At 60.9% G+C, this 24,884-nt stretch carries 26 protein-coding genes; 19 read left to right on the forward strand and 7 right to left on the reverse strand.

The genetic code is table 11. From position 1 onward, the window contains the following. Positions 1 to 339 precede the first annotated feature (339 nt). From grcA to L085_RS09725, 3 genes are all read left to right on the forward strand, one after another. A complete protein-coding gene (gene grcA, locus L085_RS09715; RefSeq protein WP_004929114.1) occupies positions 340 to 723 on the forward strand; it encodes an autonomous glycyl radical cofactor GrcA in 384 nt (127 codons plus the stop codon). A 184-nt stretch (positions 724 to 907) separates the two neighbouring features. Continuing rightward, complete coding sequence (locus L085_RS09720) at positions 908 to 1,867, forward strand: DUF2974 domain-containing protein (protein ID WP_044030647.1); 960 nt, start codon at positions 908 to 910, stop codon at positions 1,865 to 1,867. Further along, positions 1,860 to 2,615, forward strand: coding sequence for an ankyrin repeat domain-containing protein (locus L085_RS09725; protein WP_044030648.1), 756 nt, complete (start codon positions 1,860 to 1,862; stop codon positions 2,613 to 2,615). The genes L085_RS09720 and L085_RS09725 overlap by 8 nt, the downstream gene beginning before the upstream one ends. Before the next feature lie 58 nt (positions 2,616 to 2,673). Here the strand turns inward: L085_RS09725 and srmB are convergent, their stop codons facing one another. Further along, entirely contained in the window at positions 2,674 to 3,996 is a 1,323-nt protein-coding gene (srmB, locus tag L085_RS09730) for an ATP-dependent RNA helicase SrmB (RefSeq protein ID WP_016929798.1), read from the reverse strand. Between the two features lie 99 nt (positions 3,997 to 4,095). Here srmB and L085_RS09735 point away from each other — a divergent pair, with 99 nt between their 5' ends. Then, on the forward strand, positions 4,096 to 4,875 hold the full coding sequence (locus L085_RS09735) for a methyltransferase (protein WP_044030649.1): 780 nt from the start codon (positions 4,096 to 4,098) through the stop codon (positions 4,873 to 4,875). Positions 4,876 to 4,913: 38 nt separating this feature from the next. Here L085_RS09735 and nadB read toward each other — a convergent pair whose 3' ends face one another. Beyond that, positions 4,914 to 6,515 carry an L-aspartate oxidase gene (gene nadB, locus L085_RS09740; RefSeq protein WP_004929128.1) on the reverse strand — a complete coding sequence of 534 codons (1,602 nt, stop codon included), beginning with the start codon at positions 6,513 to 6,515 and terminating at the stop codon, positions 4,914 to 4,916. Between the two features lie 214 nt (positions 6,516 to 6,729). On the opposite strand from nadB, the gene rpoE reads away from it, so the two are divergent. Genes rpoE through rseC form a run of 4 tightly spaced genes read left to right on the forward strand, consistent with a single transcriptional unit; the run spans position 6,730 to position 9,421 of the window. Further along, positions 6,730 to 7,305, forward strand: coding sequence for an RNA polymerase sigma factor RpoE (gene rpoE, locus L085_RS09745; RefSeq protein WP_004929136.1), 576 nt, complete (start codon positions 6,730 to 6,732; stop codon positions 7,303 to 7,305). A 30-nt stretch (positions 7,306 to 7,335) separates the two neighbouring features. Then, on the forward strand, positions 7,336 to 7,989 hold the full coding sequence (gene rseA / locus L085_RS09750; protein WP_015378809.1) for an anti-sigma-E factor RseA: 654 nt from the start codon (positions 7,336 to 7,338) through the stop codon (positions 7,987 to 7,989). Beyond that, entirely contained in the window at positions 7,989 to 8,945 is a 957-nt protein-coding gene (gene rseB / locus L085_RS09755) for a sigma-E factor regulatory protein RseB (protein ID WP_004929141.1), read from the forward strand. Before rseA ends, rseB begins: the two co-directional genes overlap by 1 nt. Next, positions 8,945 to 9,421: a SoxR-reducing system protein RseC gene (gene rseC, locus L085_RS09760; RefSeq protein WP_044030650.1), complete on the forward strand. Its 477-nt coding sequence runs from the start codon at positions 8,945 to 8,947 to the stop codon at positions 9,419 to 9,421. The genes rseB and rseC overlap by 1 nt, the downstream gene beginning before the upstream one ends. Here the strand turns inward: rseC and L085_RS09765 are convergent. Next, complete coding sequence (locus L085_RS09765) at positions 9,418 to 10,254, reverse strand: hypothetical protein (protein WP_044030651.1); 837 nt, start codon at positions 10,252 to 10,254, stop codon at positions 9,418 to 9,420. The genes rseC and L085_RS09765 overlap by 4 nt on opposite strands. 519 nt (positions 10,255 to 10,773) lie before the next feature. On the opposite strand from L085_RS09765, the gene lepA reads away from it, so the two are divergent. From lepA to acpS, 7 genes are all read left to right on the forward strand, one after another. Continuing rightward, positions 10,774 to 12,573, forward strand: coding sequence for a translation elongation factor 4 (gene lepA / locus L085_RS09770; RefSeq protein WP_004929150.1), 1,800 nt, complete (start codon positions 10,774 to 10,776; stop codon positions 12,571 to 12,573). A gap of 32 nt (positions 12,574 to 12,605) precedes the next feature. Next, positions 12,606 to 13,583, forward strand: coding sequence for a signal peptidase I (gene lepB / locus L085_RS09775; RefSeq protein ID WP_004929153.1), 978 nt, complete (start codon positions 12,606 to 12,608; stop codon positions 13,581 to 13,583). Between the two features lie 234 nt (positions 13,584 to 13,817). Then, entirely contained in the window at positions 13,818 to 14,498 is a 681-nt protein-coding gene (gene rnc, locus L085_RS09780) for a ribonuclease III (RefSeq protein ID WP_004929158.1), read from the forward strand. Next, the gene (gene era / locus L085_RS09785; protein WP_044030652.1) at positions 14,495 to 15,403 is read left to right on the forward strand and encodes a GTPase Era; all 909 of its coding nucleotides are present in this window, start codon (positions 14,495 to 14,497) and stop codon (positions 15,401 to 15,403) included. The genes rnc and era overlap by 4 nt, the downstream gene beginning before the upstream one ends. 6 nt (positions 15,404 to 15,409) lie before the next feature. Then, complete coding sequence (gene recO / locus L085_RS09790) at positions 15,410 to 16,141, forward strand: DNA repair protein RecO (RefSeq protein ID WP_004929165.1); 732 nt, start codon at positions 15,410 to 15,412, stop codon at positions 16,139 to 16,141. A gap of 71 nt (positions 16,142 to 16,212) precedes the next feature. Further along, a complete protein-coding gene (gene pdxJ / locus L085_RS09795; protein WP_004929166.1) occupies positions 16,213 to 16,944 on the forward strand; it encodes a pyridoxine 5'-phosphate synthase in 732 nt (243 codons plus the stop codon). Further along, positions 16,944 to 17,324, forward strand: coding sequence for a holo-ACP synthase (gene acpS, locus L085_RS09800; protein ID WP_004929169.1), 381 nt, complete (start codon positions 16,944 to 16,946; stop codon positions 17,322 to 17,324). Before pdxJ ends, acpS begins: the two co-directional genes overlap by 1 nt. 45 nt (positions 17,325 to 17,369) lie before the next feature. Here the strand turns inward: acpS and L085_RS09805 are convergent, their stop codons facing one another. Continuing rightward, positions 17,370 to 17,630 (reverse strand): YfhL family 4Fe-4S dicluster ferredoxin, encoded by a 261-nt coding sequence (locus L085_RS09805; protein WP_021504526.1) that lies wholly within the window; start codon positions 17,628 to 17,630, stop codon positions 17,370 to 17,372. Between the two features lie 53 nt (positions 17,631 to 17,683). Continuing rightward, complete coding sequence (locus L085_RS09810; protein WP_044030653.1) at positions 17,684 to 18,532, reverse strand: MurR/RpiR family transcriptional regulator; 849 nt, start codon at positions 18,530 to 18,532, stop codon at positions 17,684 to 17,686. A 167-nt stretch (positions 18,533 to 18,699) separates the two neighbouring features. Here L085_RS09810 and murQ point away from each other — a divergent pair, with 167 nt between their 5' ends. Genes murQ through yfhb form a run of 3 tightly spaced genes read left to right on the forward strand, consistent with a single transcriptional unit; the run spans position 18,700 to position 21,639 of the window. Further along, the gene (murQ, locus tag L085_RS09815) at positions 18,700 to 19,593 is read left to right on the forward strand and encodes an N-acetylmuramic acid 6-phosphate etherase (RefSeq protein ID WP_044030654.1); all 894 of its coding nucleotides are present in this window, start codon (positions 18,700 to 18,702) and stop codon (positions 19,591 to 19,593) included. A gap of 18 nt (positions 19,594 to 19,611) precedes the next feature. Beyond that, positions 19,612 to 20,979: a PTS transporter subunit EIIC gene (locus L085_RS09820; protein WP_044030655.1), complete on the forward strand. Its 1,368-nt coding sequence runs from the start codon at positions 19,612 to 19,614 to the stop codon at positions 20,977 to 20,979. Positions 20,980 to 20,982: 3 nt separating this feature from the next. Continuing rightward, positions 20,983 to 21,639, forward strand: coding sequence for a phosphatidylglycerophosphatase C (yfhb, locus tag L085_RS09825; RefSeq protein WP_044030656.1), 657 nt, complete (start codon positions 20,983 to 20,985; stop codon positions 21,637 to 21,639). Between the two features lie 45 nt (positions 21,640 to 21,684). Here the strand turns inward: yfhb and L085_RS09830 are convergent, their stop codons facing one another. Next, positions 21,685 to 22,737: a DUF2157 domain-containing protein gene (locus tag L085_RS09830; protein ID WP_044030657.1), complete on the reverse strand. Its 1,053-nt coding sequence runs from the start codon at positions 22,735 to 22,737 to the stop codon at positions 21,685 to 21,687. 117 nt (positions 22,738 to 22,854) lie between these two features. On the opposite strand from L085_RS09830, the gene tadA reads away from it, so the two are divergent. Continuing rightward, positions 22,855 to 23,361, forward strand: coding sequence for a tRNA adenosine(34) deaminase TadA (gene tadA, locus L085_RS09835; protein WP_033644114.1), 507 nt, complete (start codon positions 22,855 to 22,857; stop codon positions 23,359 to 23,361). On the opposite strand, the gene mltF is transcribed toward tadA, so the two are convergent. Continuing rightward, positions 23,362 to 24,822 carry a membrane-bound lytic murein transglycosylase MltF gene (gene mltF / locus L085_RS09840; RefSeq protein WP_044030658.1) on the reverse strand — a complete coding sequence of 487 codons (1,461 nt, stop codon included), beginning with the start codon at positions 24,820 to 24,822 and terminating at the stop codon, positions 23,362 to 23,364. Positions 24,823 to 24,884: the final 62 nt, after the last annotated feature.

The following is a 24,884-nucleotide window of genomic DNA, read 5'->3' on the forward strand; positions in this document are numbered from 1 at the left end:
CTCCTTTGTTTTCTTTAGCAATTCATGGGCTATAGCTTACCGTGTCGGCCCGCGCAGCGAAACCCGCTTTTCATTTCTCGCCGCCGTTTGCAATGCAATTATTTTTGAAAATTTACAAAAATAATTGTTTTTTAGCGCGACGGGAAAATTGATATAAAACATAATTTTGCCCCTTCACGCCTTGTGCCTACCCGGTAAAAATTGACTTTAATCAAAGAACTGACTCGGTCAGGCTGGTATACAGAACAACAAGACAACAATGGTTTTACCAAATGGCCGAAACCAGAATTGGGTTTTCTCACGATGTGAATTTTTACGCCCTTGTACGGAGGCAACATAATGATTACCGGTATTCAAATTACCAAAGCGAACGACCAGGCGCTGGTGAATTCTTTCTGGCTGCTGGACGATGAAAAAGCGGAAGCTCGCTGCGTGTGCGCCAAGGCCAACTACGCGGAAGATCAGGTTGTCGCGGTCAGCGATCTGGGCCAGATCGAATACCGTGAAGTGCCGCTGGAAATGCAGCCGACCGTGCGCGTGGAAGGCGGCCAGCACCTGAACGTCAACGTGCTGCGTCGCGAAACTCTGGAAGACGCGGTCAAGCATCCGGAAAAATACCCGCAGCTGACCATCCGCGTGTCCGGCTATGCGGTGCGTTTCAATTCCCTGACGCCGGAACAGCAGCGCGACGTTATCGCCCGCACCTTTACCGAAAGCCTGTAATCGGCGGCGCAGTCAATCAGGGAGCTTCGGCTCCCTTTTTTGCGCTTGACGGCCGAAAACTGAAGGCGGATCACATTCTGCACAAAGATAAGCATTCCTGATACAGAACTCATCCGACCTGCCGATAGCTAAATCAGCACCTATTCAGGTGCTAAATAAAAAAGTCTATCGACAAGGAGTCGGCATGAGTATGCCTTTAAGTTTTACCTCTGCAGTATCCCCGGTGGCCGCGATCCCTACACCTCGCGCCGCTGCCGAAACGGCGACGGCATCGCAGCCTGCGGCAGCGCCGGCAAATCCGGCGCCGGTGGCCACCCCTTCTCAGAATACGCTGAACGCGCAGAACCTGTTGAATACGCTGGTCGGCGATATCTCCGCGGCGGCGCCGACGGCGGTTGCGCCGGGCGTGACCCGGGGACAACAATCTCAGGAAGGCGATTATGCGTTGGCGCTGTTGGCCAAGGACGTTTACTCGCTGAACGGCCAGGGCGCCGCCGGGTTCAACCGTCTGAGCGACAGCGCGTTGCTCGGGTTCGGCATCGATCCCGCCAGCCTGCACGACGCGGGCAGCGGTTTCCAGGCCGGGATTTACAGCAACGACAAGCAGTATGTGTTGGCGTTCGCCGGTACCAACGACTGGCGCGACTGGCTGAGCAACGTGCGGCAGGCGACGGGTTATGACGATGTGCAGTACAATCAGGCGGTTGCCGCCGCCAAAAGCGCCAAGGTGGCCTTCGGCGATGCGCTGGTGATCGCCGGCCATTCGCTCGGCGGCGGTCTGGCGGCCACGGCTGCGCTGGCGACCGGCACCGTCGCGGTCACCTTCAATGCGGCCGGGGTGTCGGATTACACCCTGAATCGCCTGGGTATCGATCCGGCGGCGGCGAAGAAAGACGCCGAAGCCGGTGGCATTCGCCGTTACAGCGAGCAATATGACATGCTGACCAGCACCCAGGAGTCGACTTCGCTGATCCCGGACGCCATCGGCCACAATATTACCCTGGCCAACAACGATACCCTGACCGGCATCGATGACTGGCGGCCGAGCAAGCATCTGGATCGCAGCCTGACGGCGCACGGCATCGACAAGGTGATAAGCTCGATGGCGGAACAAAAGCCGTGGGAGGCCAAGGCCAATGCCTGAAGGGCGCCGCTTGTGGCGGGCGCTGGCGATAGCCTTACTGGCGCTGGTCGCGGTGACCGGTTTACTGATGATGGCTAAGGAGCAACAGATGGGGCAGGAGATTTCACCGTTTGACGGCCGCAGCAACCAGGCGCTGGCTCAGGCGGTGGCGCGCGGCGATACGCAGGACATCGGTGCGCAGGCCACACAGGAGCGCTTGCGCGAACGGGGCGATCGGCAGGTCACGCTGTTGCAGTGGGCGGTGCTTTCTCAGCAGCCGGCCAGCGTGCGGACGTTGCTGGAGCTCGGCGCCGACCCGGCGACGGCGGGACTGGACGGCAACAGCGCGCTGCACACCGCGGCGATGTTGCAAGACGCACAGTATCTGCGGTTGTTGCTGACCGAAGGGGCGCAGGTGAACGTGCGCAATGCCGTTACCGGCGCCACGCCGCTCGCGGCGGCGGTGCTGGCCGGGCGTGAGGAACAGCTGCGGCTGCTGCTGGCGGCCGGGGCGGACACCACGTTGAGCGATCGGCTGGGGGATACCCCGCTGCATCTGGCGGCGAAGATCAACGCGCCGCACCTGGCGCTGTTGCTGTTGCAGGCCGGTGCCGATGCCCGGGCGCGCAATCAGCAGGGTTATGCGTTCCAGTTTTACTTCTCGCAAACGCCGGCGCATTTGCAGAATGACGAGCTGAAGGCGCAGTTCCGCGAGCTGGATAAATGGCTGCAGGGGCGCCGCCTGGCCACGCATTACGCGCAGCAGTAAACGCCCATAAAAAAACCGCCTGCACAGGCGGTTTTTTCTTAGGTTGCGACGGTTATTCCTATTCCGCGTCGCCGGCCGGCTTGGCCTTCGCCTGACGGCGTTTGCCGACGTTTTTGGCGTCGCGATGGCGCACTTTCACCTTGGCCTTTTCTTTGTTCTTCGCCTTGTCTTCCGCGCGCTTGGCCAGCACTTTCTTCGATGGCTTGCCGTTGCTCTTCTCGTTCGGCACCTTGGTTTTCGGCCGCAGTTCGTCGATCACGCGCGCTTTCAGCGGTTCGTTCAGGTAACGGCCCACTTTGCCCAGCAGCAGATGATCGTGCGCTTCCACCAGCGAAATGGCGGTGCCTTTGCGCCCGGCGCGGCCGGTACGGCCGATGCGGTGCAGGTAGGTATCCGCAGTGCGCGGCATGTCGAAGTTGAACACGTGGGTGATATCGAGGATATCCAGGCCGCGCGCGGCAACGTCGGTGGCCACCAGCACGTTAACCCGGCCATCCATCATGCGTTTGACCGCTTCGTTGCGTTTGGCCTGCACCATTTCGCCTTCGAGATAGCAGGTGTTGATGCCCGCTTCGCGCAGCCAGGTGGCCAGTTCATGCACGCGCTCGCGCTTGCGCACGAAGATCACCGATTTTTGCACGTCCGGCTGCTTCAGCAGGTGGATCAGCAGCGCGGTTTTGTGCTGCACGTCATCGGCGCGGTAGTACCACTGCAGGATCTTCTTGCGTTCGCGGCGCGACGGATCGGCTTCCACTTCCACCGGCTCTTTCAGGATGCGTTCGGCGAATTCGCGGATCGCTTCGCCTTCCAGCGTGGCGGAGAACAGCAGCGTCTGGTTGCGCCAGCGGGTTTCGGCGGAGATGGTTTCGATGTCCTGCGCGAAGCCCATATCGAGCATGCGGTCGGCTTCGTCGAGGATCAGGGTTTCCACCGCGCGGCAGTCGAAGTTCTCTTCTTTAATGTATTGCAGCAAGCGGCCGGTGGTGGCGACCACCACGTCCTGGTTTTCGCTGAACACTTCCGCGTGGTTCATGTAAGCGACGCCGCCGGTGATGGTGGCGATATCCAGCGAGGTATGAGCAGCCAATTCACGCGCCTGGTCGGCGACCTGCATCGCCAGTTCACGCGTTGGCGTCAGGATCAGCACGCGCGGCGGGCCGGATTTCTTGCGTGGAAAGTCCAGCAGGTGCTGCAACACGGGCAGCAGGAAGGCGGCGGTTTTGCCGGTGCCGGTCGGAGCCGAACCTAAGACGTCGCGCCCGTCCATCGCCGGCGGGATCGCAGCGGCCTGAATGGCGGTGGGGCGATCGTAGCCTTTGTCGCGCAGCGCGTCGATCAGGCGATCATCGAGTTCGAGTTCGGAAAAAGTGGTTGCTGTCATGGTCTACCTCTACTTGGGGCGCCGATTATAGACGGGTTGGCCGCGATCTTCACCTATTTAAGCGGAAAGCCGCTCTTTTCCCGCCGATCAGATTGCCTTATGCTACGCCAGTTTTATAGCCAGGTGGTGAGTGTGAGCAAGCGATCGAAAGCTGATTTTACCCCGCGCCGCGGGGGATTTACCTTTAAACAATTCTTTGTCGCCCACGATCGTTGCGCCATGAAAGTGGGCACCGACGGGGTGTTGCTCGGCGCCTGGGCGCCGGTGGGGCAGGCGCGCCGGGTGCTGGACATCGGCAGCGGCAGCGGGCTGATCGCGCTGATGCTGGCGCAGCGCAGCGGCGACGAGGTGACCGTCGACGCGGTGGAACTGGACGAAGCCGCCGCCGGCCAGGCGCGCGAAAACGCGGCGGAATCGCCGTGGCCGCAGCGCATCCGCGTGCATGCGCAGGATATTCACCATTATGCGCAGCAGCATGCCGCTGAGTATGATCTGATCGTCAGCAATCCGCCTTATTTTGAGCCGGCGGTGGCCTGCCGCGATCAGGCGCGCCACAACGCGCGCTACACCGAAACCCTGACGCATGACGCGCTGTTGGCCTGCGCGGCGCAGCTGCTGGCGGAACAGGGTACGTTCTGCGTGGTGCTGCCGCACGACATCGGCGCCGAATTTGAACGCCTGGCGCAGCAAAGCGGCTGGCACACGGCGGCGAAAGTGAACGTCAGCGATCGGGCCGATACGCCGCGGCACCGGGTGCTGCTGGCGCTGATGCGTAAGGAAACGCCGCTGCGGGAGCAGGCGCTGGCGATCAAACAGGCCGACGGCAGCTATACCGACGATTTCCGCCGCTTGATCGCCGACTTCTATCTGTTCTACTGAAAGGAAAAGGGCGCCGATAAGGCGCCCTGTCGCATGGTTTAAGGCTGCAAAATGGTCGGCAGCGCTTCCGGCAGCAAATCCGGGTAGTCCAGCGTGTAGTGCAGGCCGCGGCTCTCTTTGCGCGCCATAGCGCTGCGCACGATAAGCTCGGCCACCTGCACCAGATTGCGCAGCTCCAGCAGGTTATTGGAGATGCGGAAGTGAGCGTAGTACTCGTCGATTTCCGCCTGCAGCGTATTGATGCGGCGCAGGGCGCGCTCAAGGCGCTTGGTGGTGCGCACGATGCCGACGTAATCCCACATGAACAGCCGCAGCTCGTGCCAGTTGTGCTGGATCACCACCCGTTCGTCCGCATCGTCCACCCGGCTTTCATCCCAGTGCGGCACCTGTTTGGCCTGCTGGATGAATGGCAGGCGCTGCAGAATGTCTTCCGCCGCCGACCAACCGTAAACCAGACACTCCAGCAGCGAATTCGACGCCATGCGATTGGCGCCGTGCAGGCCGGTGTAGCTGACCTCGCCGATGGCGTACAGCCCGTCGAGATCGGTGCGGCCGTGCTGATCGACCATCACGCCGCCGCAGGTGTAGTGTGCCGCCGGGACGATAGGGATCGGTTGCCGGGTCAGATCGAAGCCCAGCGTCAGCAACTTTTCGTGGATCATCGGGAAGTGCTGGGTGATGAACGCCGCCGGCTTGTGGCTGATGTCCAGGTACATGCAGTCGGCGCCCAGGCGCTTCATTTCATGGTCGATGGCGCGGGCGACGATATCGCGCGGGGCCAGTTCGCCGCGCGGGTCGAAATCCGGCATAAAGCGGCTGCCGTCCGGGCGCTTCAGGTAAGCCCCTTCGCCACGCAGCGCTTCGGTCAGCAGGAAGTTGCGCGCCTGCGGATGGAACAGGCAGGTCGGGTGGAACTGGTTGAACTCCAGGTTGGCGACCCGGCAGCCGGCGCGCCAGGCCATGGCGATGCCGTCGCCGGAGGAGATGTCCGGGTTGGTGGTGTATTGGTACACCTTGGCCGCGCCGCCGGTCGCCAGCACCACCGTTTTGGCGCGGTAGGTTTCCACTCGCTCCAACTCGCGGTTCCAGACGTAAGCGCCCACTACGCGGCGGGTGCCAGGCAGGCCGATTTTGTTCGAGGTAATAAGGTCGACCGCGTTGCGGCGTTCCATCACGCAAATATTGGGGTGAGCGCTTGCTTTCCCTACCAGCGTGGTCTCTACTTCCTTACCGGTAGCGTCTGCGGCGTGCAGGATGCGGCGATGGCTGTGGCCGCCTTCGCGCGTGAGGTGATAATGCGCCTCGCCCTGCGCGTTGACCTCGGTGTCGAACAGCACGCCCTGATCGATCAGCCATTGCACGCAGTGGCGCGCGTTGCCGGCGATGAATTCGACGGCCTCTTTGTCGCACAGGCCGGCACCGGCAATCAAAGTGTCATCAACGTGTGAGGCAATGCTGTCCGTCTCATCGAACACCGCGGCGATCCCGCCCTGGGCGTAAAAGGTGGCTCCCTCGCTGAGCGGCCCCTTGCTGAGAACGGTAACCTTGCAATGCTGCGCCAGGCGCAGCGCCAGTGACAGGCCCGCAGCGCCGCTGCCGACGATCAGTACATCGCTAACATGTTCAGATGATGGTTGCATAACGTATGATGTGTGCAGAAGAAGAGTGAATTTCATGTTAGCCTAACTGTCCGGGCAAAAGCCACGGATAGGGTGACATCAACAGAAAAAACAATGGCGATATGGAACTTCGTGTTCTATATGAACTCCAAGCGAGTGCTTGCTCAGGAAAATAATGTATGGCTGGCAGTACAATTTTACGCGTGGAGACGGATTTGGGGAGAGTTTACCTCGGATGAGCGAGCAGTTAACGGATCAAGTTCTGGTCGAGCGGGTCCAAAAGGGCGACCAGAAGTCGTTTAACCTACTGGTAGTGCGCTATCAGCATAAGGTGGCGAGTCTCGTTTCCCGCTATGTGCCGCAGGGCGATGTGCCCGATGTGGTGCAGGAGTCGTTTATCAAGGCCTATCGCGCACTGGAATCGTTCCGTGGCGACAGCGCTTTTTATACCTGGTTGTATCGAATCGCCGTGAACACGGCAAAGAATTATCTGGTTGCTCAGGGGCGCCGTCCGCCATCCAGTGATGTGGACGCCAACGATGCGGAAAATTACGAAAGTGCGGGCGCACTGAAAGAAATTTCGAACCCTGAGAACTTAATGTTGTCAGAAGAGCTGAGACAGATAGTTTTCCGTACCATTGAGTCTCTCCCTGAGGATCTTCGCATGGCGATTACCCTGCGGGAGTTGGATGGTCTAAGCTACGAAGAAATAGCCGCCATCATGGATTGCCCGGTCGGAACCGTACGTTCGCGTATTTTCCGCGCCCGGGAAGCTATCGATAATAAAGTTCAACCGCTGATCCAGCGTTAGCAATGGCGGGCACAGGAAGGGTACTTAGGCATGCAGAAAGAAAAGCTTTCCGCTCTGATGGATGGTGAATCGTTCGACAGCGAGCTGTTGAGTTCTCTGTCGCAAGATCGAACGCTTCAACAAAGCTGGCAGAGCTATCACCTGATACGTGACACACTGCGAGGTGATGTCGGACAAGTGATGCATCTCGACATCGCCGATCGCGTCGCCGCTGCACTTGAGAAAGAACCCGCCCGGCTGGTGCCTTCCGCCGTTCAGGAATCTCAGCCGCAGCCTCACACCTGGCAGAAAATGCCGTTCTGGGACAAAGTGCGTCCTTGGGCGAGCCAGATTACGCAAATCGGCATGGCGGCCTGCGTGTCGCTGGCGGTGATCGTCGGCGTGCAGCACTACAACCAGCCTTCTGCGACATCGAACGCGTCCGAATCGCCGGCCTTCACCACGCTGCCGATCATGGGGCAGGCCTCGCCGGTCAGCCTGGGCGTTCCTGCCGACAGTTTCTCCACCGGCAGCGGCCAACAGCAGCAGGTGCAGGAACAGCGCAAGCGTATCAACGCCATGCTGCAGGACTATGAACTGCAACGTCGCCTGCATTCGGATCAGCTGCAGCTTGAGCAAGGCAACCCGCAACAGGCTGCCATTCAGGTTCCCGGAACTCAGTCTTTAGGAATGCAACAGCAGTAATGAAGCAAATCTGGTTCTCCGTTTGTTTATTGACGGGCAGCCTGCTCTATTCCAGCATCGCCCCGGCGCAGCCAACTGCGTCCGGGGCGTTATTGCAACAGATGAGCAGCGCCAGCCGTTCTCTCAATTACGAGCTCGCCTACATCAGCGTCAGCAAGCAGGGAATCGAGTCGTTGCGCTATCGCCATGCGGTGATCGGCAACGTGCCGCTCGGCCAGCTGCTGCATATGGACGGCCCGCGCCGCGAAGTGTTGCAGCGCGGCGGCGGGATCAGCTACTTCGAACCCGGTCTGGAGCCGTTCACGCTCACCGGCGATCACATCGTCGATGCGCTGCCGGCGATCGTTTATGCCGATTTCACCCGTCTGGCGAAGTATTACGACTTCATCTCCGTGGGCAGCACCCGCATCGCCGATCGGCCGTGTGAAGTGCTGCGCGTGGTGGCGCGCGACGGTTCCCGCTACAGCTACATCGTCTGGATGGACGAAGACACCAAGCTGCCGCTGCGGGTGGATTTGCTCGATCGCGACGGCGAAACGCTGGAGCAATATCGGGTGATCTCCTTCGCGGTCGGCGCCGAGGTGCAGGGCGCGATGCAGGGGCTGCTCAAGGCCAACCTGCCGCCGCTGCTGTCGCTGCCGGCGGTGGAAAATGTCCAGCTCAGCTGGAGCACCGGCTGGCTGCCGGCCGGCGTGGACGAGGTGGCGCGCAATCGCCGCAAATTGCCGAACGTCGCCGTGCCGGTGGAATCCCGGCTCTACAGCGACGGCCTGTTCAGCTTCTCGGTCAACGTCAGCCCGGCGGGCAGCGGCGCCGGGCAGCAGTACTACCGTCAGGGGCGCCGCACCATTCAGACCGAAGTGCGCGCGGGCAACGAAATCACGATTGTGGGCGAATTGCCGCCGGCGACGGCCAAGCGCATCGCCGACAGCATTTCTTTCAAGGTATCGCCGTAATGATGAAAGAGTGGGCCACGGTGGTTTCGTGGCAACAGGGCGTAGCGCTGCTGCGCTGTGAACCCAAGGCCGGCTGCGGCAGCTGCACCGCGCGCTCCGGCTGTGGCGCGCGTGCGCTGAACGAGCTGGTGCCGGAAACCGAGCATCAGCTGCAGGTACATATCGATCAGCCGCTTGAACCGGGGCAGCGCGTCGAGGTCGGCATCGCGGAAGGCAGCCTGCTGCGCTCCGCCATGCTGGTTTACCTGACGCCGCTGCTGGGTATGATGGTGGGTGGCACGCTGCTGCAATATTGTTTCGGCAGCGACGCCTCGGCGGCAGTCGGCGCCGTGTTGGGCGGCGGTGCAGCCTTTATGCTGGCTCGCCGCTTGGCCCGACGTCTGGGCGAGCAGACCGATTACCAGCCGGTGGTGCTGCAAATTGGGTTGCCGCCTACCGCGATGCGCATGCAGGCGGAAAACTCCCCGCTGATTTAAACCGATGGCCGCGTCATCGCCGGGTTGTGATAGGCGGGGATGCGGTTGTGGATCATATGCTCCAACAGCGCGATGAATAGATCGGCGCTGAGCAGCGAATCGTAGTTAATTGCGAACAGCACATTTCCCTGGCCATCGAATAAGCGGATGCCGCGCTGCGGATGATTTTCCAACGCGCGGATCTGTTCGATAGGCACGTTTCCCCCTTCCGTCGTCAGCAGGGTGGCGCTCAGCCGCAGCGTTTCGGTTGGCGTGCCTTGCTGCTTGCCGAGCAACAACTGCCACAGCCAGCGCGCGTCGCCCTCTATGGTGTGAAACGACACCGTTCCCCCCTGATAGAGCGCATTCAGCGCCAGCGGCCCGCGCTGCTGCAGCTGTTGGTCGACGATCACGTCCGCCAATCGCCACGAGTGGGCGACGTTGCTGAAAACCGTGCACCAGGGCTGATCTGCACCGGCGCGGAACGCCGTAACGTCAAACAGCCCGCCAAAAGCCTGGCCGCCGCGAAAGCGATAGATGTCGCCGATCTTCTCAAACGGGATGAAACGCTCTTTGTGATGGTGGCTGTCAAAGACCCGCACGCCGTGCTCGTACAGACGATAGGTCAGCGTCGGACGCAGATAATGCCGCAGCGCCAGCAGCGTACAGCCGAGTAAAATCGTGCCCGCGCCGGCTTGCAACAGCGTGATGACCTGGCTTTCGTCAATGCTGCTCAGCAGCGGCAGCACCAACAGCGCCGCCCCCATGCTAAACAGCAGCGCCGCCGCCGCCAGTATGCCCCAGTTGACCTTTGAAAAATCGTGCCGGCTCAGCATTTGCCCTTTATCGATCATAATGCACCTTCCAATCAACGTACGCAGATATGCTGGTGAACCCCGGTGGGCTGCCGATGTAGTGCCCTGAATAATGTTTTGTCGCGGAGCTCATGCCCTTTCTATCCGAGGGACGGTGGTGGCGTATATGGGGTTTTTCCTAAAGGAAGTGGGGCAAAATGGAATTCTAAGAGGTTGATCCAAATATTCTTTTTTTATAATTTCGGAGAGGGTTTATTGCGCTGTGGCCGGTTATGTATTAGCGCCGAAGTTTGACGGCCACGAAGCACCGGCAAGCCTTGGGTTCAGGCCGCATCGTCCGCGTTAACATCTGTTTTCACCCGCCGGGGCGCCCTGTAACATTTAGCGGCGCATAATAGAGTGCCTTCACTGCACCGATCGCTAGGTTTTCAGTGGTGTGGCATGTAGAATGCAGCGATTCAGGTGCAAGACGGCCTCACCCATTCACTGTCGCTTTAGGTCCATGCGGGTTTCTATAGGCGAGTAATTCAGAAATACCAAGGCAGAAAAACTTTTATAATGAAGCATATACGAAATTTCTCCATTATTGCCCATATTGACCACGGTAAGTCGACGCTGTCTGACCGCATTATCCAAATCTGCGGTGGCTTGACCGACCGTGAAATGGCTGCGCAGGTGCTCGATTCCATGGATCTGGAGCGCGAGCGCGGCATCACCATCAAGGCGCAGAGCGTGACGCTGGATTATAAAGCGCAGGATGGGCAGACCTATCAGCTTAACTTTATCGACACCCCTGGCCACGTTGACTTCTCCTATGAAGTTTCCCGCTCGCTGGCGGCCTGCGAAGGCGCGCTGCTGGTGGTGGACGCCGGCCAGGGCGTAGAGGCCCAGACGCTGGCCAACTGCTACACCGCGATCGAAATGGATCTGGAAGTGGTACCGGTGTTGAATAAAATCGACCTGCCGGCCGCCGATCCGGATCGCGCCGCGCAGGAAATCGAAGACATCGTCGGCATCGACGCCACCGATGCCGTGCGCTGCTCGGCCAAAACCGGCGTCGGCGTGCCCGACGTGCTGGAGCGCCTGGTGCGCGACATTCCGCCGCCGCAGGGCGATCCGGATGCGCCGCTGCAGGCACTGATCATCGACTCCTGGTTCGATAATTACCTGGGCGTCGTGTCGCTGGTGCGCGTCAAGAACGGCACGCTGCGCAAGGGCGACAAGATCAAGGTCATGAGCACCGGCCAGGTGTATAACGCCGATCGTTTGGGCATCTTCACGCCGAAGCAGGTCGATCGCGACGTGCTGAACTGCGGCGAAGTGGGCTGGCTGGTCTGTGCGATCAAAGACATCCTCGGTGCGCCGGTGGGCGATACCCTGACGCAGGCGCGTCAGCCGGCGGATAAAGCGTTGCCGGGCTTCAAGAAAGTGAAGCCTCAGGTGTACGCCGGTCTGTTCCCGATCAGCTCCGACGACTATGAATCTTTCCGCGATGCGCTGGGCAAGCTGAGCCTTAACGACGCCTCCCTGTTCTACGAACCGGAAAGCTCCACCGCGTTGGGCTTCGGCTTCCGCTGCGGCTTCCTCGGTCTGCTGCACATGGAGATCATTCAGGAGCGTCTGGAGCGTGAATACGATCTGGATCTGATCACCACCGCGCCGACGGTAGTCTATGAAGTGGAAACCACCGGCAAGGAAGTGATCTACGTCGACAGCCCATCCAAGCTGCCGCCGTTGAACAACATCCAGGAACTGCGCGAGCCGATCGCCGAATGTCACATGCTGATGCCGCAGGAATACCTGGGCAACGTCATCACCCTGTGCGTTGAGAAGCGCGGCGTGCAGACCAACATGGTCTACCACGGCAACCAGGTGGCGCTGACCTATGAAATCCCGATGGCGGAAGTGGTGCTCGACTTCTTCGACCGCTTGAAGTCCACGTCGCGCGGTTATGCGTCGCTGGATTACAACTTCAAGCGCTTCCAGGCCTCCGACATGGTGCGCGTGGACGTGCTGATCAACAACGAGCGCGTGGATGCGCTGGCGCTGATCACTCACCGCGACAACTCGCAGTACCGCGGCCGTGAATTGGTGGAGAAGATGAAAGATCTGATCCCGCGTCAGCAGTTCGACATCGCGATTCAGGCGGCGATCGGCACGCACATCATCGCGCGCTCCACCGTGAAGCAGCTGCGTAAAAACGTGCTGGCGAAATGCTACGGCGGTGACGTCAGCCGTAAGAAAAAGCTGCTGCAGAAGCAGAAAGACGGTAAGAAGCGCATGAAGCAGGTCGGCAACGTCGAGCTGCCGCAGGAAGCGTTCCTGGCCATTCTGCACGTCGGTAAAGACGGCAAGTAACCGCGACGAGTTCGCGAAACGAGGGAGTTTGCATGGCGAATATGTTTGCCCTGATCCTGGCGTTGGCCACCCTGGTCACCGGGATCATCTGGTGCTTCGAGCGCTTTAAATGGGCGCCGGCCCGCCGCGCGAAGATTGCGGCGGTCAACGCACAGACCGCGGGCGCCGTAGACGATAAAACGCTGGCGAAAGTGGCAAAGCAGCCAGGCTGGGTGGAGACCGGCGCATCGGTCTTCCCGGTGTTGCTGCTGGTGTTTGTGGTGCGTTCGTTTATTTACGAACCGTTCCAGATCCCGTCCGGCTCAATGATGCCGACGCTGTTGATTGGCGATTTCATTCTGGTGGAGAAATATGCCTACGGCATTAAAGATCCGATTACCCAGACGACGCTCATTGAAACCGGCCATCCGAAGCGTGGTGATATTGCGGTATTTAAATATCCGTTGGATCCGAAACTGGATTATATCAAGCGCGTGATTGGCCTGCCGGGCGACCGTATTACTTACGATCCGGTGAATAAGCGCGTCACGGTGCAGCCGTCCTGCAACAGCGGGCAGTCCTGTGATACCGCGCTGGCCGTGACCTACGCCGATGCGCAGCCGAGCGACTTCGTGCAGCTGTTCAGCCGCAGCGGCATGGGCGAGGCCAGCAACGGCTTCTACCAGATCCCGCTGAACGATAACGTGCCGTCGGGCGGCATTCGCATGCGTGAGCGCCAGGAAAGCCTCGGCAACGTCACGCACCGCATCCTGACCGTGCCGGACGCGCAGGATCGGGTGGGCGCTTACTACCAGCAGCCGGGCAAACCGTTGGCGGAGTGGGTGGTGCCGGCCGGGCATTACTTCATGATGGGCGACAACCGTGACAACAGCGCGGACAGCCGTTACTGGGGCTTTGTGCCGGAGAAGAATCTGGTGGGCAAAGCCACGGCCATCTGGATGAGCTTTGAAAAACAGGAAGGCGAGTGGCCTACCGGCGTGCGTTTCAGCCGGATCGGCGGCATTCATTAATCGCTGATTTATTCCCTGTCAATTTCACGCCGCAGCCTACTGCGGCGTGAAAGATTAAGAGGATATAAACACAGCATTATGTTTCCACTCGTTGTAGAATACCTTCTCGAGCGATAAAAGTTGGCTCCTGCTGGGAGCCACTGCAAACGAAACAGCTTTGGATCGGCTTTCGGCGAAGCAGGCCTGTTCCGTGTGCTGCAAGTTTTTGACGCATTCTTGATCTATTGGTAACTCATGAACCCCATCGTAATAAACAGGCTGCAGCGGAAGCTGGGCTACACTTTTCAACAGCAGGAGCTTTTACTGCAGGCTTTGACTCACCGCAGCGCCAGCAGTAAACACAATGAACGTCTTGAGTTTCTGGGTGACTCGATTCTGAGCTTTGTCATCGCCAATGCGCTCTATCACCGTTTTCCTCGCGTAGACGAGGGCGACATGAGCCGCATGCGCGCCACGCTGGTGCGCGGCAACACGCTGGCGGAGATGGCGCGCGAGTTTGACCTGGGCGAATGTCTGCGGCTTGGGCCGGGCGAATTGAAAAGTGGTGGGTTCCGCCGCGAGTCAATCCTGGCGGATACGGTGGAGGCATTGATCGGCGGCGTGTTCCTGGATAGCGACATCCAGACCGTCGAGCGTCTGATTTTGGACTGGTATCGCAGCCGGTTGGACGAAATCAGCCCCGGTGATAAGCAGAAAGACCCGAAAACCCGTTTGCAGGAATTTTTGCAGGGGCGTCATCTGCCGTTGCCTTCTTATTTGGTGGTGCAGGTTCGCGGTGAAGCGCACGACCAGGAGTTTACCATCCACTGCCAGGTGAGTGGTTTGAGCGAGCCCGTGGTGGGCACCGGCTCGAGCCGCCGTAAAGCCGAGCAGGCGGCAGCGGAACAAGCGCTGAAAAAGCTGGAGCTTGAATGAGCGAAGTAAAACAACACTGCGGGTTTATCGCCATCGTCGGCCGCCCGAACGTGGGCAAATCGACGTTGCTGAACCAACTGCTGGGGCAGAAGGTTTCCATTACGTCGCGTAAGCCGCAGACGACCCGTCACCGCATCATGGGCATCGACACCGATGGCGCCTATCAGGCGATCTACGTCGATACCCCAGGGCTGCACATCGAAGAAAAACGCGCCATCAACCGTTTGATGAACCGCGCGGCCAGCAGCTCGATCGGCGACGTTGAGCTGGTGATCTTCGTGGTCGAAGGCACCAACTGGACCGCCGACGACGAAATGGTGGTCAACAAGCTGCGCAGCCTGCGCTGCCCGGTATTGCTGGCGATCAACAAGGTCGATAACGTTACCGACAAATCCAAGCTGTTGCCGCACATCGCGTTCCTCAGCCAGCAGATGCACTTCCTCGACGTGGTGCCTATCTCCGCCGAGAAAGGGATGAACGTCGACACCATCGCCGGCATCGTGCGCAAGCTGCTGCCGGAAGCGGAACACCACTTCCCGGAAGACTACATCACCGATCGCTCCCAGCGCTTTATGGCGTCCGAGATCATTCGCGAGAAGTTGATGCGTTTCCTGGGCGAAGAGCTGCCGTACTCGGTGACGGTAGAAATCGAACAGTTCGTGGCTAACGATCGCGGCGGCTATGATGTGCACGGCCTGATCCTGGTTGAGCGCGAAGGCCAGAAGAAAATGGTCATCGGCAACAAGGGTGCCAAGATCAAAACCATCGGCATCGAAGCGCGTCAGGACATGGAACAAATGTTCGACGCCAAAGTGCATCTCGAGCTGTGGGTGAAAGTGAAATCCGGTTGGGCGGACGACGAACGTGCGCTGCGCAGCCTGGGCTATGTTGACGATCTGAAGTAACGATCCGTGGACGGCTGGGAGCGCGCTTTCGTCCTGCATGGGCGGCCGTACAGTGAAACCAGTCTGATGCTGGATCTGTTTACCGAAGGTCATGGGCGGGTGCGCTTGCTGGCAAAAGGCGCGCGCAGCCGCCGCTCCAATCTGAAGGGTTGCCTGCAGCCCTTTACCCCCCTGTTAGTGCGCTGGGGCGGCCGCGGCGAAGTGAAAACGCTGCGCAACGCCGAAGCGGTCTCTCTCGGTTTACCCCTCAGCGGCATGATGCTTTACAGCGGCCTGTACGTGAACGAACTGCTGGCGCGCGTGCTGGAGCAGGAAACCAACTACTCGGTGCTGTTCTTCGACTATCTGCAATGCCTGCAGGCGCTGGCGGCGGAAGACAGTTCACCGGAACAGGCGCTGCGCCAGTTCGAGCTGGCCTTGTTGCATCATCTCGGCTACGGCCTCGATTTTCTGCACTGCGCCGGCAGCGGCCTGCCGGTGGATGACGCCATGACCTACCGTTACCGCGAAGAGAAAGGCTTTATCGCCAGCCTGGTGGTGGATCACTACAGCTTCACCGGGCGTGAACTGCGCGCGCTGGCGGAGCGGCAGTTTCCCGATGCCGAGACGCTGCGCGCCGCCAAGCGTTTCACCCGCATGGCGCTGAAACCCTACCTCGGCGGCAAACCGTTGAAGAGCCGCGAGCTGTTCCGCCAGTTCGTGCGCAAACAGCCGAATACGCCGGTCGACGACGCCTGACCTTTTCCCCTTTTGCCGCCCTGCACCCGAGTGTAAACTGCTGGCACTGAAAATCGTATTTAGAGGTTGTCATGGCTGATTTACTGCTGGGCGTCAATATCGATCACATCGCCACGTTACGTAACGCGCGCGGAACCCAATATCCGGATCCGGTTCAGGCGGCATTCATTGCCGAACAGGCAGGGGCCGACGGCATTACCGTGCATCTGCGCGAAGATCGCCGCCACATCACCGATCGCGACGTGCGTTTGCTGCGTCAGACCATCCAGACGCGCATGAACCTGGAGATGGCGGTGACCGACGAGATGCTGGACATCGCCATTGAGCTGCAGCCGCATTTCTGCTGCCTGGTGCCGGAAAAACGCGAGGAAGTGACCACCGAAGGCGGCCTGGACGTCGCCGGCCAGTTAGACAAAATGAGCGTGGCGGTCGAGCGCCTGGCGCAGGCGGGCATTCTGGTTTCGCTGTTCATCGATCCCGATCATCGCCAGATCGACGCGGCGGTGGCGGTGGGCGCCCCTTATATCGAAATCCACACCGGCGCCTACGCCGAAGCGCAGGGCGAGCTGGCGGTACAGGCCGAGCTGCACCGCATCGCGGTCGCCGCCGCCTACGCGGCCGAGAAGGGGCTGAAGGTCAACGCCGGCCACGGCCTGACCTACCATAACGTGCAGCCGATCGCCGCGCTGCCGGAAATGCACGAGCTGAACATCGGCCATGCGATTATCGGCCAGGCGGTGATGAGCGGGCTGCCGGCCGCGGTTGCCGACATGAAAGTGCTGATGCGGGAAGCGCGCCGGTAATGGCGGTGCTCGGGCTGGGTACCGACATCGTCGAGATGGCGCGTATCGAAGCGGTGGTAGAGCGCAGCGGCGATCGTCTGGCGCGCCGCGTGCTGAGCGACGCCGAATGGGCGCTGTATCAGCAGCACCAGCAGCCGATTCGCTTTCTGGCCAAGCGTTTCGCGGTGAAAGAGGCCGCCGCCAAGGCGTTCGGCACCGGCATTCGCAACGGCCTGGCGTTCAACCAGTTTGAGGTGTTCAACGATGCGTTGGGCAAGCCGAATATTCGTTTGCACGGCCGCGCCGCCGAGCTGGCGGGGGAGATGGGGGTCACCGCGATCCACGTTTCGCTGGCCGACGAACGGCGCTATGCCTGTGCGACGGTGATCGTCGAAAGCTGAAAATAGAAAGGGCGCCTATGGCGCCCTTGTCAGTCCTGCGGCGGATTAAATGCGATCGGCGTGGTGCAACACCACGAACTTGTCCCACAGCTGTTCGTTGGTCTCACGATGCTGCGGATCGGTGATGATGGTGTTGTCGATAGGGCAAACCTGCTGACAGGTCGGCGTATCATAATGGCCAACGCACTCGGTGCAGCGCTCGGTATCGATCTGGTAGATCTCATCGCCCATCGAAATTGCCTGGTTCGGGCATTCCGGCTCGCACATGTCGCAGTTGATGCATTTGCGTGTGATTAGCAGGGCCATGACGTATCTCTCATTATTAACAGGGGTATTTTTCGCAGCGGCGATTATACCGGTTAAACCAACTTTTTCATCAATTGTTCGCTGTGCCTGATACGGTCGCGGGCATGATCAAGGTCGTGCTGGATCAGCGCCATAAACAGCAGGTCGGTGAGGGCGAACTGGGCAGTGCTGGAGGAGATGGCCGCGCTGCGGGTGTGGGGTTCTTCGGCGATGGTATAGAGGCAGTGGTCCGCGCGTTGCTGCAGGCCGTTGGGCGAGAAGCTGGTCAGCGCCAGCACCCTGGCGCCGGCCTGGCGCGCTTCTTCCGCCGCCAGATTGATTTCACGCCGCTCGCCGCTGAAGGAGATAGCCAGCAGCAGATCGCGTTTGTCCAGCGCCTGCACCGCCGCCAGCTGGACGTGCATATCCGCTTCGGCCACCGCCATCACGCCAATTTTCAGCAGCTTGAAGGAAAAATCCTTGGCCACCAGCCCGGAGGCGCCGATGCCGATCAGCATCACCCGGCGCGCCTGGCGCAGCATGTCCAACGCCTGGTGCAGCCGCTCTTCGCTGTTGATGTCGAGCGTCGCGCGCAGCGCCGCCTGCTTTTCCGCCAGCAGCTTTTCACCGACGGTTTTCAGCGTATCGCTGCTGAGGATGTGGTTGTGAACGGTCACCACCGGCTCGGCCTGCGGTTGGGCCAGCGTCTCGCTCAGCGCCAGCTTCAGCGCTGGAAAGCCTTTATAGCCCAGTTTTTGGGCGAACTTCACCACGCTCGACTGGCTGATGCCGGCCAACTGAGCCAGCTTTTGCGAGCTGAGATGGCGCGCCTGCTCGGCGTTATTCAGCAGAAAGTCCGCCAGCTTGCGGTCGTTTTGCGCCAGTGTCGGATACATCTGGCGAATGCGCAGAAGGGTACTCATTGTTCTTTCCCTGGAAACCAGCGGCCATTTTGCCATGCAGAGGGCGAAAACGCGCGGTGAAAATTTTTGTGAGCTCACCGTTAAAATAGCAAATAGCGCTCGCTTTGTTGAATAAAATATTCAAATATTGATTTAATTTTGTGAATTAAAAATTCAAAGGTGAACAGATGAACTTAGGCGCACTGGTATCGGAAACCCGTAACCCGGCCACCATAGGGCTGGATGAAATGTCGACGCTGGACATGGTCCGTTGCTTTAACCAGGAAGATCGCAAGGTGCCGGAGGCGATTGAACAGGTGTTGCCGGCGATCGCGCAGGCGGTCGATTTGGCGGCGGCGGCGCTGAAGGCCGGTGGGCGGTTGATTTATTTGGGCGCCGGCACCAGCGGCCGCCTGGGCGTATTGGACGCCTCCGAGTGTCCGCCGACCTTCGGCGTGCCGCACGGCGTGGTGGTGGGGCTAATCGCCGGCGGGCCGGGCGCGCTGCTCAAAGCGGTGGAGGGGGCGGAAGATGACGAGGCCCTGGGTGAAGCCGATCTCCGGGCGCTGAATCTCACCGCCGTTGATATGGTGGTGGGGCTGGCGGCCTCGGGGCGTACGCCCTACGTGATCGGCGCACTGCGCTATGCGCGCGGGCTGGGCTGCCCGACGGCGGCCATCTCCTGCAACCCGGATTCGCCGATTGCGCACGAAGCACAGGTGGCGATTTCGCCGGTGGTGGGGCCGGAGGCGCTGACCGGCTCAACGCGCCTGAAATCCGGCACCGCGCAGAAACTGGTACTCAACATGCTGTCGACCGGTGCGATGGTCAAACTGGGCAAGGTCTACCAGAACCTGATGGTGGACGTGAAGGCCACCAACGTCAAACTGGTGGATCGCGCCTGCCGCATCGTGATGGAGGCCACCGGCGCCGAACGCGCTCAGGCGGAAGCGGCGCTGGCGCAGACCGGCTTTGAGGTCAAACCGGCGATCCTGATGATTTTAGCCGGCGTCAGCGCCGATGAGGCGCAGCAGCGGCTGCAGCGGCACGACGGCTACCTGCGCGCGGCGTTGGCGCGTTAATTCACGGTGGGGGCGGCGATGGACAAGACAACGGCATTGGCGACACAGATCCTGGCGGGCGTGGGGGGCGAGGGCAATATCCTCAAACTGGAAAACTGCATGACGCGGGTGCGCGTCGAGGTCAGCGATGAGCAGCGCCTGGATCTGGCCGCCCTCAAGCAGCTGCCGGGGGTGAAGGGCTATATCAAACAGGGTGAACAGCATCAGTTTATCGTCGGCCCGGGCGCCGCCGCCAAGGTGGTGGACGCCATGCGCGGGCTGTTGAGCGGTGATGCGCAGCCCGTTGCCGCCGTCGGTGACGCCGCCCGCACCAAGGCGCAGGCCAAGCAAAAATACGCTGCGCCGATGAGCGGCGCGCTGAAAAAGCTGGCCGACGTTTTTATTCCGCTGATCCCGGCGTTTATCGCCTCGGGGCTGATCACCGGCATCATCAACCTGCTGAAGCGGCCCGACATCGCCGGCCAGCTGGCGGTGGACTACCCGAACGCGCTGGGGCTGCTGGCGATCTTCGGCAGCGCGGTATTCGCCATTATGAACATTCTGGTCGGGGTGAACGCCGCGCGGGTATTCGGCGGCTCACAGGCGATGGGCGGCGTGATGGCCGGCATTCTTTCCAGTCCGGCGCTGGCGCAGATCACCCTGTTCGGCGAGGCGCTGCAGCCGGGGCGCGGCGGGGTGATCGCCGTGCTGCTGGTGGTGGCGTTGATGTGCTGGGTGGAGAAACGCCTGCGCACGCTGCTGCCGGAGTCGGTCGAACTGATCCTCAATCCGCTGCTGACCACGCTGGTCACCGCCTCGTTGGCGATCCTGATCCTGCAGCCGATCGGTGGCGCCATTTCCGATGCCATCGCCCACGGCGCCAATTTGGCGATCGACAAGGGCGGGCTGCTGGTGGGGGCGCTGCTCTCCGGGCTGTTCCTGCCGCTGGTGCTGTCCGGCTTGCACCAGGGACTGGTGCCGATCCACGTCGAGCTGGTGCAGGCGCACGGTTCCAACCCGCTGTTGCCGATCCTGGCGATGGCCGGCGTCGGTCAGGTGGGGGCGGCGCTGGCGGTACTGTTGAAAACCCGCAACGCGCGGCTGAAGAAGGTGATCAAAGGGGCGTTGCCGGTCGGCATTCTCGGCATCGGCGAACCGCTGATCTTCGGGGTGACGCTGCCGCTGGGCCGGCCGTTTATCGGTGCCTGCCTCGGCGGTGCGGTAGGCGGCGCGCTGATCAGCTACTGGAAAGTGGCGACGGTGATTACCTTCGGCATTTCGGGGCTGCCTTTGGCGTTGACCATCGTCTCAGGTAAGGTGATGTTGTATCTGGCGGGGATGCTGATTACGATTATCGCCGGTTTTCTCTTCACCTGGATGATGGGGTTCAACGATCCCGAGGAGTAGCGTTTGAGCGACAAGCAGCAACAACCGGCCGCAGAGGGGCGCCGCGTGGTCTTTTTCGATCTGGACGGCACTCTGCATCAGGAAGATATGTTCGGCAGTTTCTTGCGTTTCCTGCTGCGCCGTTTACCGCTGAATCTGCTGCTGGTGATACCGCTGTTGCCATTGATTGGTCTGGCGCTGTTGCTGCTGGGGCGCGCCGCGCGCTGGCCGATGAGCCTGTTGCTGTGGGCTATCACCTTCGGGCGTACCGAAGCGACGCTGAAGGCGCTGGAGCGGCAGTTCATTGAGGTTTTCCGCCAGAAGGTCACTGCGTTTCCGGTGGTGCAAATGCGCTTGCGGCAGTATCTGGATGAGCACGATGCCGAGGTGTGGTTGATTACCGGCTCGCCGGAGCAACTGGTGGCGCAGGTGTATCAGGATTCGGCGTTTCTGCCGCGGGTGCGGTTGGTCGGCAGCCGCATCGCGCGTCGCTATGGCGGCTGGGTGCTGACCTTGCGCTGTCTGGGCGTGCAAAAAGTGGTGCAGTTGGAGCAACGGCTCGGCGCGCCGCTGAAGCTGTACAGCGGTTACAGCGACAGCAAGCAGGATAACCCGCTGCTGTTTTTTTGCGAGCACCGTTGGCGGGTGAGCAAGCAGGGCGAGCTGCAGCAGCTGGAATAAACAAAGGGCGGAGAATTCCGCCCTTTGCTGTTATCGCTGCCGCGATCAGTCGTCGCTCACGTCGTGTGGTTTGCGCCCGAGCTGCCAAATCTTCTCCGCATAATGCCCCAACGCCCACAGGCTCAGGCCGAGCAGCGCGAAGAAAATCGTTTTCGGCATGCTGTCCCAGAAAAACTCGAACAGGCGGGTATAGAGGTTGATGCCGAGGAAGGTCAGCCCGAAACCGCGCAGCATGGCGTCGTCATGCTTCAACCCCAGCCAGATGGCGGCGAGGGCGGCCAGCCCGAACAGCAGGCTCCAGTGGAACAGCTCGATCTGGCGCGCGCGGTACCAGCTGTCGAGATCGCCGTAGTTGCCGAAGATGGACAGCAGCCACAGCGCGATGAACAGGTACAGCAGGCCCATTGCCAGCGACACCCGCTGCAGGCCGCGCTGCGCCAACAGCGGCCGCAGCAGCAATGCGGCGGCGATCAGCACCGCGCCGAAGGCGATAAAGCGAATCGGGTAGCTCATGCCGAGCCAGTAGGCGCCCCAGCCGGACAGGTAGCCGGTCTCGGCGCCGAAGGCATTGCCGAGCGACAGCAGGGCGAACCACCATACCAGCCCGGAGCGGCTGAACCAGCCGATCGCGCCGTACAGCAGCGCGGCGACCAGCAGCAGTACGGAAACCCGGCCGCTGCCGTTATCCAGCCAGACCCCCAACTGCCATAAGGCGCAGGCGGTGAGCAACACGGCGACAAACAGCGCCGCCTCATTGCCGTAGCGTTTTTCCGGATGGCGTTGACGACGACGCAGCGCCCAAACGTAGGCCAGCGCCGCCAGTACGCCGGCGATCGCCATGCGCACCGGCGCGTCGAAGCGGAACAGTCCGCTCAGCCATGCAAGCAGTTCGCTGTCGGCGAACAGGCTGGTGACGGCGATCAGCAGCGAGGCCAGCGCGGCGAGAAACGCATAGCGCGCCAGCCGCCGCCAGTCGAAAGGTTGCACGTCCACATGCTGCAGCAGTTGCTGCCGTTGTTCGGGCGTCATGGCGCCTTCCCCAACCCAGCCGTCCAGCGCCTTGCGCACTACGACGGCGTTCTTTTTACTGAGCTTCATGCTTCTTGTCCCTGAATCACATGCTGATTCGGCCAGTATAGCCATTGGCGGGCGGCTACGACAAAGGGAGGCTAGTGTGTATAATGCCCGCCGCAAAAGCGCACGAGGAATTATGCGATGACTGAATATAACGATGAGTACTGGATGCGTCAGGCATTGCAGCTGGCCCTGCGCGCGCAGGAAGAGGGCGAGGTGCCGGTGGGTGCGCTGCTGGTGCTGGACAATCAGGTCATCGGCGAGGGCTGGAACCGGCCGATCGGCCGCCACGATCCTACCGCGCACGCCGAGATCATGGCGCTGCGCCAGGGCGGCGCGGTGCTGCAAAACTATCGCCTGCTAAACGCCACGCTGTACGTCACGCTGGAGCCCTGCGTGATGTGCGCCGGCGCGATGGTGCACAGCCGCATCCGCCGGTTGGTGTACGGCGCCGCCGACGAGAAAACCGGCGCGGCCGGTTCGCTGGTGGACATTTTGCGCCATCCGGGCATGAATCATCAGGTGGAGATCGTCTCGGGCGTGCTGGCGGACGAATGCGCCGCCACCCTGAGCAATTTCTTCCGCCTGCGCCGCGAACAGAAAAAAGCGCTCAAGCTGGCGCAGCGGGCGGCGGATAAGCCGGAATAATCAGTTGTTGAGCGCCAGTTCCGGCATCACCGTCGGGTAGCCTTTCCCCAACGCTTCCTGCTCGGCGGCCGCTTGCGCCGCCTTTCTCTCTTTTTCCTGCAGATAACCCACCAGGCTGACCTGATAGCGGCGGATGTTTTCTACATAGTTGTAGGCTTCACGCCCGCGCGCATAGCCGTAGGTCAGCTGCGGGTAGTAGCGCTTTTGGCTGAGCATCGGCAGGCGCTGTTTGACGTCGACCCAGCTGTCCGGGTTGCCTTTTTGCGTCTTGGTCAGCTTGCGCGCGTCCAGCATATGGCCCCACCCCATGTTGTAGGCCGCCAGCGAGAACCAGATGCGCTCGTCTTCCGGCACGCTGTCCGGCACCTTAGCCATCAGCCGCTGCAGGTAAAGGGCGCCGCCCTGAATGCTCTCTTCCGGATCGAGGCGATCGTTGACCCCCAGGCCGTCGGCGGTGGCGCGGGTCAGCATCATCAGGCCGCGCACGCCGGTGGGTGAGGTGGCCTGCGGATTCCAGTGCGATTCCTGATAGGCGATGGCCGCCAGCAGCTTCCAGTCGATCTCGTTGGCGTGCTTCTCGAACAGCGGGCGGAAGTTGGGCAGCACCGAATCGATGGCCGACAGGAAGGTTTTGGTGTCCACATAGTCGAAGCTGCCGACGTGGCCGAGGTATTTCTCTTCCAGCCGCGCCAGGGTGCCGTCGTCCACCATCTGACTGTAGAAATCCAGCATCGCCGCGTACAGGCTGTCGTCGCCGTCGCGTTTGAGGTACCAGGTGACCGGCTCTTCGTCGGTGACGTCGAACGCCACCGCCAGCTGTGGATGGATGCGCTGCAGCAGCGCGATGGTCACCGAATCGCCGAGGGTATAGTCCAGCTTGCCGTCGGCAACCCGCTCCAGCAGTTCTTTGGAGGTGAGATCGCTGGAGGACTCCCAGGCGAGATCCGGGTATTTATCCTGCTTGAGCTGTTTTAGCGTGCTGACGTGCGCGGAACCGGAGGCGACCGCCAGCTTGCCCTTAATGTCGGCGAAGCTTTTCGGCCGCGCGGTGCCCAGCCGGTACACCAGCTGTTGGGAAACGGAGTAGTAGGCCGGGCCGGTACGCGCGCGGCTGAGGCGCTCCTGGTTGTAGATCAGGCCCGCCGCCAGCAGGTCGGCGTCGTCGTCGTCCAGATCGTCGAACAGGTCATTGATGTTCTGATGGGGGATCACCACCAGCTTCACCCCGAGGTAGTTGGCGAAGCGCTTGGCCAGTTCGTAGTCGAGCCCACCCGGCCCTTGCTTGGTGTTGAAATAGGTCAGCGGTGAATTCAGCGTGCTGATACGCAACTCGCCGCGGGAAATGATCTCCTGGAGTTGCCCGCCCTGGCCGCTGCGCCAGGTGATGTTGGGCCACAGCGCGAGAGCCAGAAGCAGAGTGACAACGCCGATGAGGATGTAGTTTATTTTAAGACGTTTCAAATAGTTATCCAGTGGTGGCACAGGTACGCCGGCGACGACAACCGCGACTTTTCTCATGGTTA

This window comes from Serratia sp. FS14, from assembly GCF_000695995.1.
Lineage (GTDB): Bacteria > Pseudomonadota > Gammaproteobacteria > Enterobacterales > Enterobacteriaceae > Serratia > Serratia nematodiphila.

Excerpts from the sequence above, each read along its gene's own strand:
- grcA (WP_004929114.1), top strand. The coding sequence starts at position 340 with ATGATTACCGGTATTCAAATTACCAAAGCGAACGACCAGGCGCTGGTG.
- L085_RS09720 (WP_044030647.1), top strand. The coding sequence starts at position 908 with ATGAGTATGCCTTTAAGTTTTACCTCTGCAGTATCCCCGGTGGCCGCG.
- L085_RS09725 (WP_044030648.1), top strand. The coding sequence starts at position 1,860 with ATGCCTGAAGGGCGCCGCTTGTGGCGGGCGCTGGCGATAGCCTTACTG.
- srmB (WP_016929798.1), bottom strand. The coding sequence starts at position 3,996 with ATGACAGCAACCACTTTTTCCGAACTCGAACTCGATGATCGCCTGATC.
- L085_RS09735 (WP_044030649.1), top strand. The coding sequence starts at position 4,096 with ATGCTACGCCAGTTTTATAGCCAGGTGGTGAGTGTGAGCAAGCGATCG.
- nadB (WP_004929128.1), bottom strand. The coding sequence starts at position 6,515 with ATGCAACCATCATCTGAACATGTTAGCGATGTACTGATCGTCGGCAGC.
- rpoE (WP_004929136.1), top strand. The coding sequence starts at position 6,730 with ATGAGCGAGCAGTTAACGGATCAAGTTCTGGTCGAGCGGGTCCAAAAG.
- rseA (WP_015378809.1), top strand. The coding sequence starts at position 7,336 with ATGCAGAAAGAAAAGCTTTCCGCTCTGATGGATGGTGAATCGTTCGAC.
- rseB (WP_004929141.1), top strand. The coding sequence starts at position 7,989 with ATGAAGCAAATCTGGTTCTCCGTTTGTTTATTGACGGGCAGCCTGCTC.
- rseC (WP_044030650.1), top strand. The coding sequence starts at position 8,945 with ATGATGAAAGAGTGGGCCACGGTGGTTTCGTGGCAACAGGGCGTAGCG.
- L085_RS09765 (WP_044030651.1), bottom strand. The coding sequence starts at position 10,254 with ATGATCGATAAAGGGCAAATGCTGAGCCGGCACGATTTTTCAAAGGTC.
- lepA (WP_004929150.1), top strand. The coding sequence starts at position 10,774 with ATGAAGCATATACGAAATTTCTCCATTATTGCCCATATTGACCACGGT.
- lepB (WP_004929153.1), top strand. The coding sequence starts at position 12,606 with ATGGCGAATATGTTTGCCCTGATCCTGGCGTTGGCCACCCTGGTCACC.
- rnc (WP_004929158.1), top strand. The coding sequence starts at position 13,818 with ATGAACCCCATCGTAATAAACAGGCTGCAGCGGAAGCTGGGCTACACT.
- era (WP_044030652.1), top strand. The coding sequence starts at position 14,495 with ATGAGCGAAGTAAAACAACACTGCGGGTTTATCGCCATCGTCGGCCGC.
- pdxJ (WP_004929166.1), top strand. The coding sequence starts at position 16,213 with ATGGCTGATTTACTGCTGGGCGTCAATATCGATCACATCGCCACGTTA.
- acpS (WP_004929169.1), top strand. The coding sequence starts at position 16,944 with ATGGCGGTGCTCGGGCTGGGTACCGACATCGTCGAGATGGCGCGTATC.
- L085_RS09805 (WP_021504526.1), bottom strand. The coding sequence starts at position 17,630 with ATGGCCCTGCTAATCACACGCAAATGCATCAACTGCGACATGTGCGAG.
- L085_RS09810 (WP_044030653.1), bottom strand. The coding sequence starts at position 18,532 with ATGAGTACCCTTCTGCGCATTCGCCAGATGTATCCGACACTGGCGCAA.
- murQ (WP_044030654.1), top strand. The coding sequence starts at position 18,700 with ATGAACTTAGGCGCACTGGTATCGGAAACCCGTAACCCGGCCACCATA.
- L085_RS09820 (WP_044030655.1), top strand. The coding sequence starts at position 19,612 with ATGGACAAGACAACGGCATTGGCGACACAGATCCTGGCGGGCGTGGGG.
- L085_RS09830 (WP_044030657.1), bottom strand. The coding sequence starts at position 22,737 with ATGAAGCTCAGTAAAAAGAACGCCGTCGTAGTGCGCAAGGCGCTGGAC.
- tadA (WP_033644114.1), top strand. The coding sequence starts at position 22,855 with ATGACTGAATATAACGATGAGTACTGGATGCGTCAGGCATTGCAGCTG.